This is a genomic window from Amycolatopsis pittospori, from assembly GCF_013870525.1.
GTDB lineage: Bacteria > Actinomycetota > Actinomycetes > Mycobacteriales > Pseudonocardiaceae > Amycolatopsis > Amycolatopsis pittospori.
This window is the reverse complement of record NZ_JACBXD010000057.1, coordinates 1-14,037: the sequence shown is the minus strand read 5'-3', so window position 1 is coordinate 14,037 and position 14,037 is coordinate 1. Positions and strand designations below refer to the sequence as shown.

At 69.1% G+C, this 14,037-nt stretch carries 13 protein-coding genes; 10 read left to right on the top strand and 3 right to left on the bottom strand.

Features of this window, described 5'->3' with window-relative positions:
• Window positions 1–141: 141 nt before the first annotated feature.
• From H5J31_RS27245 to H5J31_RS27200, 10 genes are read left to right on the top strand one after another with little or no spacing between them, the layout of a single operon-like run.
• Window positions 142–1,179 (top strand): BMP family ABC transporter substrate-binding protein, encoded by a 1,038-nt coding sequence (locus tag H5J31_RS27245; RefSeq protein WP_236005411.1) that lies wholly within the window; start codon window positions 142–144, stop codon window positions 1,177–1,179.
• On the top strand, window positions 1,160–2,677 hold the full coding sequence (locus H5J31_RS27240) for an ABC transporter ATP-binding protein (protein WP_181775505.1): 1,518 nt from the start codon (window positions 1,160–1,162) through the stop codon (window positions 2,675–2,677). Before H5J31_RS27245 ends, H5J31_RS27240 begins: the two co-directional genes overlap by 20 nt.
• Window positions 2,674–3,678, top strand: a complete 1,005-nt coding sequence (locus H5J31_RS27235; protein ID WP_181775504.1) for an ABC transporter permease — start codon at window positions 2,674–2,676, stop codon at window positions 3,676–3,678. The genes H5J31_RS27240 and H5J31_RS27235 overlap by 4 nt, the downstream gene beginning before the upstream one ends.
• Window positions 3,675–4,532 (top strand): ABC transporter permease, encoded by an 858-nt coding sequence (locus H5J31_RS27230; protein ID WP_181775503.1) that lies wholly within the window; start codon window positions 3,675–3,677, stop codon window positions 4,530–4,532. The genes H5J31_RS27235 and H5J31_RS27230 overlap by 4 nt, the downstream gene beginning before the upstream one ends.
• Window positions 4,529–5,257 carry a nucleoside phosphorylase gene (locus H5J31_RS27225; protein WP_181775502.1) on the top strand — a complete coding sequence of 243 codons (729 nt, stop codon included), beginning with the start codon at window positions 4,529–4,531 and terminating at the stop codon, window positions 5,255–5,257. The genes H5J31_RS27230 and H5J31_RS27225 overlap by 4 nt, the downstream gene beginning before the upstream one ends.
• Window positions 5,254–6,384, top strand: a complete 1,131-nt coding sequence (locus H5J31_RS27220) for an acyl-CoA dehydrogenase family protein (RefSeq protein WP_181775501.1) — start codon at window positions 5,254–5,256, stop codon at window positions 6,382–6,384. Before H5J31_RS27225 ends, H5J31_RS27220 begins: the two co-directional genes overlap by 4 nt.
• A complete protein-coding gene (locus H5J31_RS27215; RefSeq protein ID WP_181775500.1) occupies window positions 6,384–7,400 on the top strand; it encodes a s-methyl-5-thioribose-1-phosphate isomerase in 1,017 nt (338 codons plus the stop codon). Before H5J31_RS27220 ends, H5J31_RS27215 begins: the two co-directional genes overlap by 1 nt.
• Window positions 7,397–8,113, top strand: a complete 717-nt coding sequence (mtnC, locus tag H5J31_RS27210; protein ID WP_181775499.1) for an acireductone synthase — start codon at window positions 7,397–7,399, stop codon at window positions 8,111–8,113. The genes H5J31_RS27215 and mtnC overlap by 4 nt, the downstream gene beginning before the upstream one ends.
• A complete protein-coding gene (gene mtnB, locus H5J31_RS27205; protein WP_181775498.1) occupies window positions 8,110–8,721 on the top strand; it encodes a methylthioribulose 1-phosphate dehydratase in 612 nt (203 codons plus the stop codon). The genes mtnC and mtnB overlap by 4 nt, the downstream gene beginning before the upstream one ends.
• Before the next feature lie 22 nt (window positions 8,722–8,743).
• Window positions 8,744–9,322, top strand: a complete 579-nt coding sequence (locus H5J31_RS27200) for a 1,2-dihydroxy-3-keto-5-methylthiopentene dioxygenase (protein WP_181775497.1) — start codon at window positions 8,744–8,746, stop codon at window positions 9,320–9,322.
• A gap of 305 nt (window positions 9,323–9,627) precedes the next feature.
• Here H5J31_RS27200 and H5J31_RS27195 read toward each other — a convergent pair whose 3' ends face one another.
• From H5J31_RS27195 to H5J31_RS27185, 3 genes are all read right to left on the bottom strand, one after another.
• Window positions 9,628–12,012 (bottom strand): chitinase C-terminal domain-containing protein, encoded by a 2,385-nt coding sequence (locus H5J31_RS27195; protein WP_181775496.1) that lies wholly within the window; start codon window positions 12,010–12,012, stop codon window positions 9,628–9,630.
• 125 nt (window positions 12,013–12,137) lie between these two features.
• Window positions 12,138–13,217, bottom strand: a complete 1,080-nt coding sequence (locus H5J31_RS27190) for a hypothetical protein (RefSeq protein ID WP_236005410.1) — start codon at window positions 13,215–13,217, stop codon at window positions 12,138–12,140.
• Window positions 13,218–13,227: 10 nt separating this feature from the next.
• Window positions 13,228–13,914, bottom strand: coding sequence for a VOC family protein (locus H5J31_RS27185; RefSeq protein ID WP_181775495.1), 687 nt, complete (start codon window positions 13,912–13,914; stop codon window positions 13,228–13,230).
• Window positions 13,915–14,037 lie beyond the last annotated feature (123 nt).

The following is a 14,037-nucleotide window of genomic DNA, read 5'->3' as shown; positions in this document are numbered from 1 at the left end:
CTTCACGGACCTGTGATCCCGACCCGCCGGCCGGTAGGTGCCTGGACGCTGTGGCCCTTACCGGTTCTGGCTTCCGCCAGCCATTTCTCAAGGGGCGGGACTCGGTGCCATATCGTGGACGACCGACATAAGGTCCGGGACATGTCGCCGAGAACCCTCCTGCGGGCCGTCATGGCCGTTTCCGCCGTCGCGCTCCTCGCCGCGTGCAACGCCTCGGCCAAGGATCCGGCCGCCCAGAACGCCGCCGGGCCCGCGCTGGTCCTGATCACGCCGAGTCCGGTCGGGGTCAACGACTTCCTCAAGCTCGCGGTCCAGGGCATCGAGGACTCGGCCAAGAAGCACAACGGGACGCAGAAGGTGTTCCAGAGCACCGATCCGGCGTCGATCCAGCAGAACCTCGCCGCCGCGGTGCGCGAGAAGCCCGCCGTGATCGTCGCCGTCGGCTTCAACTTCGCCGACGCGATCGCGGCCGAGGCCGAGCGCAATCCCGAGCAGAAGTTCCTGTTCGTGGACTCCTGCACCACCAAGCCGTTCCCGAACGTCACCTGCGCGGTGTTCCGCGAGCACGAGGGCACCTACCTCGCCGGCGCCGAAGCCGGGTTGCTGAGCAGGTCCGGCAAGGTCGGCGCGGTCGTCGTGCTCGACGCGCCCCAGTTCCACCGGTACTCGATCCCGTTCGGACAGGGTGCGGAGAAGGCCAAGCCCGGCACCACGCTCGCCCCGCTGTTCATCGGCGGCGCGAACCCGTTCAACGACCCGGCCCGCGCGAAGGCGCTGGCCGCCACGCTCGCCGGCCAGGGTGTCGACCACGTCATGGGCGCGGCCTCCGCGGCGGGCAACCTCGGCGTCTTCGAAGCGGCCAAGCAGGGCGGGTTCTTCGCGTTCGGCGTCGACGCCAACCAGTGCCCGGCCAGCCCGGGCCAGGTCGTGGACAACGTCATCAAACGCACCAACGTAGTCATCGGCGACGGGGTCGAGGCGATCCTCGGCGGCAAGGCCGGCGAGACGAAGTCCTACGGCGTCAAGGAAAAGGGCATCTCCCTGACCGGGCTGGAACCGGACGCGTCGACATCGCAGTGCGTCGTCGCGAAGCATCCCGACGTGCTGGCGAAGGTCGGCGAACTGCGGGACCAGATCATCTCGGGCGCGATCGTCGTCGATGACCCCGCCGAATCCTGACGCCGTCTCACTCCGGGGGATCGTCAAGCGGTTCCCCGGAGTGCTCGCGAACGACCACGTGGACCTCGACGTCGGCGCGGGCGAGATCCACGCGTTGATGGGTGAGAACGGCGCGGGCAAGTCGACGCTGATGTCCGTGCTGTACGGCCTGCACCGCCCCGACGAGGGCACGATCTCCTTGCACGGCGAGGAAGTCTCCTTCGGTTCGCCCGCGCGGGCCATCGACGCCGGTGTCGGCATGGTGCAGCAGGGGTTCGCGCTGTTCGGCGAACTCACCGTCACCGAGAACGTCGTGTTCGGCAGTGAGCCGACCCGGCGCGGCCTGCTCGATCGCAAGGCGGCGACCGCCCGCGTCACCGAGCTGATCGAACGGCACGAACTGCGCCTGCGTCCCGGCGACCGCGTCCGCGACCTGCCCGTCGGGCTCCGGCAACGCGTCGAGATCCTCAAACTCCTGTACCGCGAGGCCGATGTCCTCATTCTCGACGAACCCACCGCCGTGCTGACCCCGCCCGAGACCGAGCGGCTGTTCGGCGTCTTGCGCACGCTCGCCGGGGAAGGCCGCACGATCCTGCTGGTCTCGCACAAACTCCAGGAAGTCCTCGCCGTCAGCGACCACGTGACGGTGCTGCGTGATGGTCGCGTCAGTGCTCGCGGGCGCACGGCGGAGCAGACCGCCGCCGGGCTCGCCACGGCGATGACCGGACGTGAGATCGACCTCGGCCGGATCCATCCGGCCGGGACGCCCGGCGACGCCGTCCTCGAAGCCCGCGCCTTGACCGTGCCTGGTGTGGAAGGGAAACCCTTGCTGGACAACGTGTCCTTGACCGTGCGCGCGGGGGAGATCGTCGGCATCGCCGGGGTCGCGGGCAACGGCCAGGCCGAGCTTTCCGGCGCGATCACCGGTCTCCTGAAAACGGACGGCGATATCGTCCTCAAGGGACAGAGCCTCGACGGGCTGTCGGTTCGCGCGCGACGAGACGCCGGGCTCGCGCATGTCCCGGAAGACCGTGCCGAGGTCGGTTCGGCGCCCACGGCGAGCCTCCGGGAGAACCTGGCTGTCGGTTTCCACCGCAAGCAGCCGTTGGTGCGCAAGGGATTCCTGCGGCGTAAGGCGATCGACGACCACGCGTCGGCGATCATCCAGGATTACGACGTCCGAGGGGCAGGTCCCGCCGCCGCGATGGGCACGCTGTCCGGTGGTAACCAGCAGAAGGCGATCTTCGGCCGCGAGCTCACCCACGACGCCCCGTTCCTGCTGGTCGAGCAGCCCACCCGCGGAGTCGACGTCGGCGCGATCGAGAACATCCACGCGCGGCTGGTCGCCCATCGCGACGCCGGACACGCGGTCCTGCTGATCTCCGCCGAACTCAGCGAGGTCCTCGCGTTGTCGGATCGCGTGCTGGTGCTGTTCGAAGGCCGGATCGTCGCGGAGTTCACCAAGGACGAAGCCGATCGGCACACGGTCGGCCTGGCGATGGCCGGAGGTGCCGGATGACCCGCGTCCGCCTCGTCGCCGTCCCGGTCGCCGCGGCGCTGCTACTCGGCGCGATCTTGTTGCTGGCCACCGGAACCGACCCGCTGGCCGCGTACGGTGCGATCGTCTCGGGCGCGTTCGGCCCGGACGGCATCGGCGACACCCTCGCCTACGCCGTCCCCGTCGCCGGGATGGCCACCGCGCTCGCGATCCCGCTGCGCGCGGGCATGGTGAACCTCGGCGGTGAGGGACAACTGGTGCTCGGCGCGATCAGCGCGCTCGCCGTCGGGCTGTACGTCCCCGGCCCGGGGCCGGTCAAGGTCGTCCTCGCGTTGCTCGCGGGTGTCGTCGCCGGAGCCGCGTATGCCGCGCTGGCCGCGGTCTGCGAGAACCGCTTCGGCGTTCCGTTGCTGATCAGCACGTTGCTGCTGAGCTACCCCGCGATGTCACTTGCCGGATACCTGGTGCGGTTCCCCTTGAAGGACGCCGGTTCCAGCCTGCCGCAGAGCCCGCAACTGCCCGAAGGCACGCGACTGCCCGAACTGGACGGCGTGACGACCGGGATCTTCCTGGTGGTGGCGGTGATCGCGGTCTACGCCGTGATCGACGCCCGCACCCCCGCCGGGTTCGAGACCAAGGTGACCGGCTGGGCGCCACGATTCGCCACCTACGCCGGCATCGACCGGCCGAAGCTCACGGTGCGGCTGCTGGCCCTCTCGGGCGGGACGGCCGGACTGGTCGGCGCGATCGCCGTCCTCGGCTTCCCGTACCGGTTCATCGACGGCGCGCTGATCACGCCGCAGTACACCTGGATCGGCCTGCTCGCGGCGCTGCTCGCCGGGGCGAGCCCGCTCGGGACGCTGCTCGCGGCGGTCTTCTTCGCGGCGCTGACCAGCGGCGGGTTCGCGATGGAACGCGCCACCCAGGTCCCGCGGGAACTGACCGCGGTCCTGCAGGCGGTGCTGATCATCTTCCTGGCGGCCACCTCGGGGGTCTTCAAGCGGAAGGCGAGGCGGGCATGATCGACGCGAGCCTGTTCTCCTCGGCGCTCACCGCGCTGACGCCCATCCTGTTCGCCGCACTCGCGGGCGCGCTCTGCCAGCGGGCCGGGGTCTTCAACATCTCCCTCGAAGGCTCGCTCCTGGTCGGCTGCTTCGGCGCCGTCGCGGGCAGCTGGTACACCGGCAGTGCCTGGATCGGCGTCGTCGTGGCGGTGCTCGCGGCGACGGCGTATTCGCTGATCCTCGCGATCGGCTCGATCACCTTCGACGGCGACCCGATCGTGCTGGGCGTCGCGAGCAATCTGCTCGCGGTCGGGCTGACCAGCTTCCTCATCCGTACGGTCTTCGGCACCGAGGGCTCGTTCAGCGACCCCACCCTCCAGGGCCTGGGACAGTTCGGCCCGATTCCTGGCCAGTCGCCGCTGGTCTACCTGTCCTGGCTGGCCGTGCCCGCGCTCGCCGTGCTGCTCTACCGCCACCCGTGGGGACTACGGCTGCGCGGCGTCGGCGAACGACCGGAGGCCGCGTCCAGTCTCGGTGTCGACGTGACCAAGTACCGCTACGGAGTGATCCTCGCCGGGGGAGCGCTGTGCGGTCTCGGTGGGGCGCAACTGGCGCTCGGCTCGGTGACGTTGTTCGCCGAGAACATGACCGCCGGACGTGGCTGGATCGCCGTCGTGGCGGTCATGCTCGGCCGCGCGCATCCGCTCGGGGTGCTCCTCGCGGCGCTGCTGTTCGGCCTCGCGGAAGCGTTCGGCTTCCGGCTCCAGGGCATCGGCCTCCCGCAGCAGGCCACCGACGCCGCGCCTTACGTCGTCACGCTCGTGGCCTTGTTCCTGTCCAATTTCAAACGCAAGAAGGGACAGCCCGCGTGAGCGACGTCCTGCCCATCACCAAGATCCCCCGGCACGGACTGCCGCCGCGTGCCCTCGTCGTGGGCGACCCGGACCGCGCGACCGCGGTCGCCGAGTCGCTGGAGGATTCCGTCCTCGTCGGGCAGAACCGCGAGTACCGCAGCTACACCGGCACCTGGAAGGGCGTCCCGGTCGTCGTGTCCTCGCACGGCGTCGGCGGTCCCGGCGCGCTGTGCCAGTTCGGCGAGCTGGCCGAAGCGGGCGTCCGCACCTTCCTCCGGCTCGGCACCGCCGGCTCGCTGGCCGACGGGATCACCGACGGCGACCTCGTCATCGCCGAGGCCGCGGTCCGGGATGACGGTGTCACCCAGCAGCTGATCTACCCCGAATACCCGGCGTTCGCCACCCCGGAGGCCGTCGTGGCGCTGAGCCGCGCGGCTCCCGAAGCGCACCGGGGCGTGGTGTGGACACGGGCCGCGTTCAGCCCGCTGGTGCTCACCCTCCCGATGGCCGACTACCTGGCCGCACGGGTGATCGCCATTGAGATGGAACTCTCCACGCTGCTGGTGTTCGCGGCATTGCGCGGTCTGCGGGCCGGTGGTGTGCTCGTGATCGACGGCGACGCGCGGCCCGAGCACCCCGATCCGTCGGCCTACGACCCGCATCGCGAAGTCGTGGCCGCCGGGGTGGCGAGGGCGACCCGGGTGGCGCTGGACGCGCTGGTGGAGTCGGAAGGGGCGGAATGACCGAAGTGTGGCGCAAAGCGGCGATCGAGCTGGCGAACACTCTGACGGCTGACGCGGCCGAGCGGGATCTCGCCGGACGTCTCCCGGTCGCCGAGGTCGGTCTGCTGCGCGAATCCGGCCTGCTGTCCCTGCTCGACACGGCGGGCTGGGCTGCCGCGAACCAGGCCACCCGGATCGTCTCCGCCGCGGACGCGTCGGTCGGGCACCTGCTCGGCTACCACTACCTACAGCTGTGGCGTACCGGGCTGTTCGGGCCGCGAGCGGCGAGTGAACCGGGCTGGTTCTGGGCGGGCGTGAGCAATCCGCTCGACGCCGCCCTGCTGCTGACCCCGGTGGACGGCGGGTTCACCGTCGAAGGCACCAAGACCTTCGCCACCGGAGCGGCGGTCGCCGATCGCCTGGTGGTCAGCGCGACGAGGACCGACAACGGCGACAAGCTCACCTTCGTCGTCGACGCGCGAGCCGACGGGATCACCTTCCCCGGTGACTGGGACAACATCGGCCAGCGGCTGACCGCGAGCGGCGCGGTGCGGTTCGAGGCCGTCCGGATCGCGCACGACGACGTCCTCGGCGTCCAGCCGGAGGATCAAGCGGACCCGAAGGTGCCCCGGATCTCCCTGGCGGCGATCGGGTTTCAGCTCATGCTGGCGCAGGTCTACGTCGGCCTCGCGTCCGGCGCCCTCGACGCCGCGGCGGTCTACACGCGGGAGACCGCGCGGGCCTGGACACTGTCCGATGTAGACAAAGCGACGCAGGATCCGTACATCCTGGCCGGATACGGTGAGCTGGTCGCGACGGCGCGAGCGGCCGGATTCGCCGTCGACGCGGCGGTTGCCGCGCTCGGCGAGGCGGACGAGCGCGGTTTCGACCTCGCCCCGGCCGAACGTGCCGAAGCGGCGATCGCCATTTCGTCGGCGAAGATCGTCGCGAGCCGGGCGGCCGTCGAGACCACGAGCAAGGTCTTCGAGTTCACCGGCGCTCGGGCCACGGCGACCAAGTACGGCTTCGACCGCTTCTGGCGCAACGCCCGCACGCTGACCCTGCACGATCCCGTGAGCTACAAGGCACGCGAGGTCGGCGACCACTTCCTCAACGGGATCCCGCCGTGCCTTTCGGGGTACAGCTGATGACGCTGCCCATCCTCGCCGAAAGCGTCCGCCTCGAAGACGACGGAGTGCACATCCTCGACCGCCGTGTCTTCCCGTTCGCGCGGGAATGGGTGCGGTGCCGGACTTCGGAAGAGGTCGCGGTGGCCATCGAGGATATGGTCACCCAGTCGTCCGGTCCGTATTTCGCCGCGCTGGGCGCGATGGTGCTCGCCGCCCGCGAGGCGTCCGGGCTCGCGCCCGCCGAGGCCCGCGCGTATCTGGAGCGGGCGGGGGAGCGGATCATCGCGACCCGCAGGACGAACAACCACCTGCGCAAGGCCGTCGCCGCCGTACTGTCCGAAGTAGACAAATCGGCAGGGGATCCGGTCGAAGCCGCGACGGCGGGCGCGCGAGCGGGCGACGAGTTGTACCGCTCGCGCAGCCGTGCGCTGGGGACCCACGCGGCCGAGCTGGTGCCGGACAAGGCGACCGTCCTGACGCATTGCTGGGCGGATCTCTACCTGGTCGAACTGGTGCTGGCCGCGCGAAGGCAGGGCAAGGAGTTCTCCTTCTTCTGCACGGAAACCCGGCCCTATCTGCAGGGTGCGCGGCTGACCGCCGAAACCCTCGCCGAGATGGGCGCCGACACCCGGCTGATCACCGACGGGATGGGTGCCGCGGTGCTGGCCTCCGGCGAGGTCGCCGCGCTGGTGACCGCGGCCGACCGGGTCACCATGGACGGCCACGTCGTCAACAAGATCGGCACCCTCGGGCTCGCGGTGGCGGCGGACGCGTTCGGCGTGCCGTTCCACGCGATGGTCCAGGCACCCGACCAGGCCGCGCCGACCGGCGCCGACGTGCCGATCGAATACCGCGACGGCGACGAGGTGCTGAGCGCGCTCGGCCACCGCGTCGCCGGCGAACGCGTCCGGGGGCACTATCCGGCCTTCGACGTGACACCACCGCGATTCGTCACCACGGTGGTGACCGATCGCGGGGCCTTCGAACCCGGACGGCTCCGCGAGTACTACGCAGAAGGGGAAGCGAACCAGTGACCGCAACGCTGACCGCCCGCTGGGTGGTCCTCGACATCGAGGGCACGCTGACCGCCACCAGCTACGTCCACGTGACCCTCTACGACTACGCGCGCCCGCGCCTCGGCCCGTGGATCGACGAACACCCGGACGACCCCGAGGTCGTCGACGCCGTCGCCCGGATCAAGGAGCTCGGCGGGCTTCCCGCGGCGGCGTCCACAGTGGACGTCGTGCGGGTGCTGCACGGCTGGATGGACGCGGACCAGAAGATCGCGCCGCTGAAGACGTTGCAGGGGCTCATCTGGCAGCGCGGGTACGCCGAGGGTGACCTCACGACGGAGTTCTTCGCCGACGTCGCGCCGGCCCTGCGGTCCTGGAACGAATCGGGGCTGCGGCTCGCGGTGTTCTCGTCCGGCTCGGTCGCCGGGCAGGTCGCGTCGTTCTCGCGGACCACCGACGGCGACGTCACCGGCCTGTTCGAGAAGCATTTCGACACCGTCAACGCCGGGCCGAAGCGGGAGGCGCCGTCGTATCGCGCGATCGCTTCCGCGCTGGAGGCCGAGCCGGGAGACGTCGTGTTCTTCTCCGACGTCCCGGCCGAACTCGACGGGGCCGCCGCCGACGGCTGGCAGACCGTCGGGCTCGCGCGCGACGGCGAACCGTTCGGAGACGCGGATTTCGGGACACATCGGGCGATCCGGACGTTCGACGAGGTGAAGGTCGTTCCTCGATGACTCTCCTTGAACTCGCCGGCCGCGCGCTCGCCGAGGAATCCGCTCGGTTCGCCGGGCTGGGCTGGATGCGGGGGACGTCGGGCAACCTCTCGGTGGTGCTCGGCCGCGATCCGCTGCGGGTCGCCGTCACCGTCAGCGGACGGGACAAGGGTGAGCTGACCAGCGACGACGTCGTGGTGGTCGGCGAGGACGGGCTGGCCGTGCCCGAGCAACCGCATCCGGACAAGGTGCCGTCGGCCGAGGCCGGGCTGCACGCCCGGATCGCGGCGGTGTCGGGTGCGGGCGCGGTGCTCCACGTGCACGCGCTCGCCCCGGTGGTGGCCGCCGAACACTGGCCGGACGGCGTCGAGCTGCGGGACCTGGAGATGCTCAAGGGCTTCGGCCGCGCCGCGCACGACGACCTGGTGACCATCCCGGTGATCGCCAACAGCCAGGACATGCGCGTGCTCGGCGACGCGTTCGAGGCCGGGTTCCGGGCCGACACGCCGGCGGTGATCGTCGCGCGGCACGGGATCTACGTCTGGGGCGATGACCTGCGCCACGCGCGTCATCGTCTGGAATGTTTGGAGTGGTTGCTCCGGTTCCGGGTAGAGACGAGACTCCGCTGATGGGCGAAGAAAGGGGAGTGCGATGACCCTGTTGACGGTGTGGCCGGACGACCGGCCCGACGAGATCGCGCTCAGGACCGAGGACGCGGCCGTGATCGCCGCGGAACTGGGGCGGCTCGGCGTCCGGTTCGAACGGTGGGAGCTCGTCTCCGGTTTGCCGCGCGACGTGACGCCGGAGCAGGTGCTGGCCGCTTACGAAGAGCCGATCGGCAAGGTCTCGGCGGCCGAGGGCTACACCTTCGTGGACGCCGTCCGCATGACGCCGTCCGACGAGCCCGGCTGGACGGCCGAGGCCGCCGAAGCCCGGCAGAAGTTCCTCGCCGAGCACACGCACGACGACGATGAGGACCGCTTCTTCGCCCGCGGTTCCGGAGTGTTCTACCTGCACGTCGGCGGGCGCGTGTACGCCGTGCTGTGCGAGGCGGGCGACCTGCTGAGCGTGCCCGCGAACACCACGCACTGGTTCGACATGGGGACGCGGCCCGACTACGTGTCGATCCGGTTCTTCCACGACGACGGCGGCTGGGTCGGCAACTTCACCGGCGCCACCCTCGCCGACGACTTCCCGGACTTCGACACGCTGACCGCCGGACGCCGCTGACGCCTCGGGGTCGTGAGTGGCGATTCGGGTTAGAACCCGAATCGCCACTCACGACCAGCTTGACGCACTCGGTGCCGCGTACTGGGGAAGGTCGAGTTTCTGCGGCCGCAGCCGAGTGTCCCGAGTCCGTGAAGGCCTCCTTGAGGGACTCTGGGTCCCTCAAGGAGGCCTTCACGGACTTGCGGCGGTGGTCGTGAGAGCTTGCTGTCCGGGTTCTCGGTTCGCTGCCCCGCGTCCATGAAGGAATTGGGACGTCGAGTGTCCTGAATCCTTCATGGACGAACCCAGGGCCGCACCGCCTTCGGTCAGGCGGGTGTCCAGAGAGCCGGTACGTTCGGCGGCTCCCAGCCGGGCAGGGATCGGTGACCCTGACGGCATACGTAGGCCGTGCCGTTGTAGGTCACCCGTGCGCCGGTGGCGTAGGTGGTGTCCGGCTTCCAGGCGTCCGAAGGCGCCGTGGTCGTCGTCGTGGGCGTGGTGGTCGTCGTCCGCGTCGTCGTCGGACTGGTCGTCGTGGTGGGTGTCGTGGTCGTCGTGCCGGTGGTGGGTGTGGTGGTGGTCGTCGGCGGGGCGCCGCCGCGCGGGTAGTCCGACGCGATGGCGTAGGTCGTCCCGCCGAAGGTGAACGTGAAGTTCGACGGCGACGCGATCGGCATGTAGTAGTTCAGCCGGATCTCGACCGTGGCGCCCGGCGCGATGGTCTGCCAGGTCGGCACGGTCACCGCGACATGCTGGAAGTCTCCCTTCATCCCGCCGACGTTGGGCCCGCTATGGCCCTTGCTCGTGACCGTCAGGCCGAAGCCGGACTGGTCGGACATGCTGCCGGGTGCGCTCGTGCCGTAGTCGAACTCGATCTTCGTCCCACCGGGGATGGTGGTGGTCGAATTGTTGGTGATGCGCATCCGCGGGGTGATCGGGTAGTTCGCGTCGCCCAGCGCGAATCCGGTCAGGTTGACGTTCGCGTTCAGCACCGACGACGGTGCGGGACGCGACGACTTGGTGTTGCCGTACGGGGCGGCACCGCGCAGGCCGTCGTTGATCTTCGTGATCAGCGTGTCGCCCATGAAGTACTGGCCCTTGGCCTCGTCGAAGGCGTAGTCGCCGGCCAGCTCCCAGATCATGACGCCGCCGATGCCCTTGTCGGCCACGTACTTGGCCTTCGTGGCGAGCGACTGTTCGTCCTCAGTGGACAGGAACACCTTCTTGTCGTTGTTCCACAGCCACGGTGTCACCATCGTGTTGTCGTAGTGCCGGTTGTAGGTACCGGAAACCCGGTCCGTCGGGTCGGTCTTGGGGGTGAGTCCGTACGCCTCCAGATAGTCCGGGGTGATCTCGTTCTCGAGGTTCTTGGCGTGCCACATCGGGTTCGCGCCCGCGGGCACCTCGCCGCCGGCCAGACCGAGGTCGTGCCAGAGGTTGTCGATGCCGATCGCGCCGTTACCGCACGGCACCGTCGAGCCGACTTGGGATCCGGTGCCCGGTGGACACTGTTTCTGGTCCGGCAGGGGAGCCTTGCCCCACAACCCGTTCGTGCCACCGGAAACGCCTTGCCAGCCGCGGGTGTAGAACCCGACGCCGATGTTGATCCGGCCGGCCTGCATCGCGCCTCGGAAGTAGTGATAGGCCCAGTCGGTGTTGAGATAGCCCTGCCCGTCGTACTGCGGTGTCGTGTACACCTGCCAGTGCGCGAGTTCCGCGTCGTTCCCGGCGTCGTAGAGCGCCGCGTTCGGCCCGGCGAACTGGTTCCACGCGCCGTGCAGGTCGTAGCTCATCATGTTGGCGTAGTCGAGATACCGCGTGACGCCGTAGACCTCTTGGCCGCGCAGCAGCCAGCCGGACGCGGGCACCGCCGCGGTCAGCAGGTAGTGCTTGCCGTCGGCGGCACCGGCCCGGTCGATCTTCTCGCGCAGCGTGCGCATCAGGTTCTCGTAGCCCGCCCACAGGGTGCCGCGGTTGGCCTGCGCGATCCAGTAGTCGTCCGGGTTTCCGGCGTAGCTGGCCGAGGTCGCGTACTCGTAGTCGATGTCGGCGCCGTTGAATCCGTAGTCGCGCAGGAACTTCACGACGGAATCCGCGAAGACGTCGATACTCGCCTGGCTCTGCGTCATCTTGTAGAACCCGCCCGACGCGTTGCGCGTGCCGTCCGGGTTGAGGAAGCCGCCGGTCTCGGCCCAGCCGCCGATCGAGATCAGCGACTTCACGTTCGGGTTCTGCTTCTTGTACTTGGTCAGCAGATTGAAATGTCCCTTGTAGGGCAACGACGGATCCATCTCGGCGCCGGGCACGCCCGGCCATTCCATGCCGATGGCCTCGTTGTTCGCGCCCGGTTCGCCGACCGAAACCTTGTTCTGCGCGTCGATGTGGGCGAACGCGTAGTTGAGGTGGGTCACCTTCGACCACGGGATGTTGTTGACCAGATAGGCCGGTGCGCCGTTCTTTCCGGTGCGCCAGCTGGTGAAGTAGCCGATCACGCGGCGGGAATGCGCGTCTCCCAGTGATTCCCGGCCGTTCGTGTCGTAGACGGTGCAGTAGGGGGTATCGACGCCGGGTGTCCGGTACAGCCCGTCGGGGCGACAGTCCTCATGGCCTGCCGCGCTCGACGTGGACGGGGTGATGACGACGATCATGAGTCCGGCCAGCGCGATGAGCGACGCCAGCAGCGGGAGTAGTTTCCTGGTTCTCCTTGGCACGCCGAACCTCCGACAGTGGAAGATGGCCCTCGGTCCCAGCAGCTTTGGCCGCTCACCAGGCGCGCGTCAATAGGTGTAGACCAATTTCCATCCGGTGCCGTAAGACCGGGCGTACCTGCGCTTCGTCAGGTCTGGTCCTCGTCGAAGATCGAGGGCCGTTCGGGTGGCGGCGTGTAAGCGAGGCCGGTCAACAAGGTTCGCGGATGGCCATACTCCCGGCCACATCCGGTGAGTGCTATGACCCCGTGCCCTTCGACGCGGGTGTGCGGGCCGATCTTGCCGGGATACACCGAAAGCGCCTCGGCGAGCGTTTCCGCGCCGCAGTGTTCCGGGATTCCGAGTTCCGTGGTCAGCCGCCGGTACCGCCGGAGCCATTCCCGTTGCCAGTCCAGGGGATTTTCGGTGTGCTCGATGTCGTCGGCCCACCCTTTGGGCAACGGCGTGTCTTCATGGGGGAGCAGGTAGCCGTTCTCGGCCGCGAGTTCGCCGACCGATTCCTCGGGGACGGAGACGTCGTAGAACCGGACCGGCTCGCCCTTTTCCGCGATACACCAGGACGTCCTGGAGTCGCCGTGACTGTTGAAGTAGAAATGTGCCGTCCCGAATCGGCGGCTCAGTTCGACGCATCGCTCCTGGGTCACCCGGCGCCAGACGGCCTCGTTCGCGAGGATGTTCGCGTACATGTCGCGGGGCTCGGTGTCCCAGGCCTGCTCTTGCACGATGCCGGGAGGATGCTGATCCTGTGACGCGGAGCCGAAGACGAGAGTCCAGCCGTCGAGGGCCGGGCTGACGTAGACCTGGGCGCACCGCTGGTGCCCGACGGCGGAATAGTGCTGTGCCCAGATCTCGGTGCCGAGCGACATGGTCACCGGTTCCGCGTCGGAGAGGCCGAACGCGTCGAGCACCGCCGCCTGATCGGTGGTCGGGATGGCGTACCAGACCTCGCAGCAGTCCATCGGGACCGGGACGTCGTCGGCGAGTTTGCTCCGGATCAGGCGGCGGACGAGCGCGAGGTCGTACGCGCCGAGCCCCTCCGGCCCACCCACGGCATAGAGCAGCGCTCGTACCGCGTTGCGCAGCGCCGGTCCTCCGGTTCGCCGGATTTCGCGCAGTTCGGCGAGATCCTCCGGGCCGGCCTCGTCCAGATCCCAGGCGCTGAAACGTTCCCCGGCGGCCAAGGTCTCGGCCGCGGCTCTCATGTCCATACGGCGGAGGTTATCGAGAAACCACGACAGAAAACTCGTTTCCGTCGGGATCGGCCATTTCCACGCTGCCGTTCTCTTCCGCGCCGAGACGCGTCGCTCCGAGCGAGACGAGGCGCTCCACTTCCGTCAGTGTTCCGTCGAGTGCGAAACGCACCCGGCGTCTTCCGGTCTTGGCGTCGAACGGCGGGCCACCCCAGGTGATCTTCGGGCCGCCGTGCGGTGAACGGATCGCGGTCTCCTGGTCTTCGTCCCAGACCAGCGGCCAGCCGAGCGTCTTACTCCAGAAGTAGCCGACTTCCTGCGAACCGTCGCAGGCGAGGGCGCCGACGAAGCCACATTCGGCGAGGAAGTCGTTGCCCGGCTCGATAACGCAGAACTCGTTGCCCTCGGGGTCGGCGAGCACCACGTGTTCTTCCTCGGGACTCTGCCCGATGTCGATGTGACGGCCACCGAGGTCGAGCGCCTTCGCGACGGTGTTCCGCTGGTCTTCGCCTGACTCGCTCGTCAGGTCGAAATGCGCGTGGTTCTTGCCCGCTTTCGGTTCCTCGGTGGCGACGAAGCGGATCCGGAAACCGGTGCCGTCGGTCGGGACCAGTTCGGCGCCGTCCGTTTCCCAGCCGAGGATTCCCGCCCAGAACCGCGCGAGACCGCGCGGGTCGTTCGCGTCGAAACAGAGCGCGTGCAAGGTGGCGGTCATACGCGACCCTAACTCGTGAGTGGTAAGGACGGTTCTAACCGCCCTTACCACTCACGAGCCCCTTGACCGACTACGGCGCGGCACCCTGGCCCTTCACGCGCGGTCGGCGTGACTGCTGGTGTG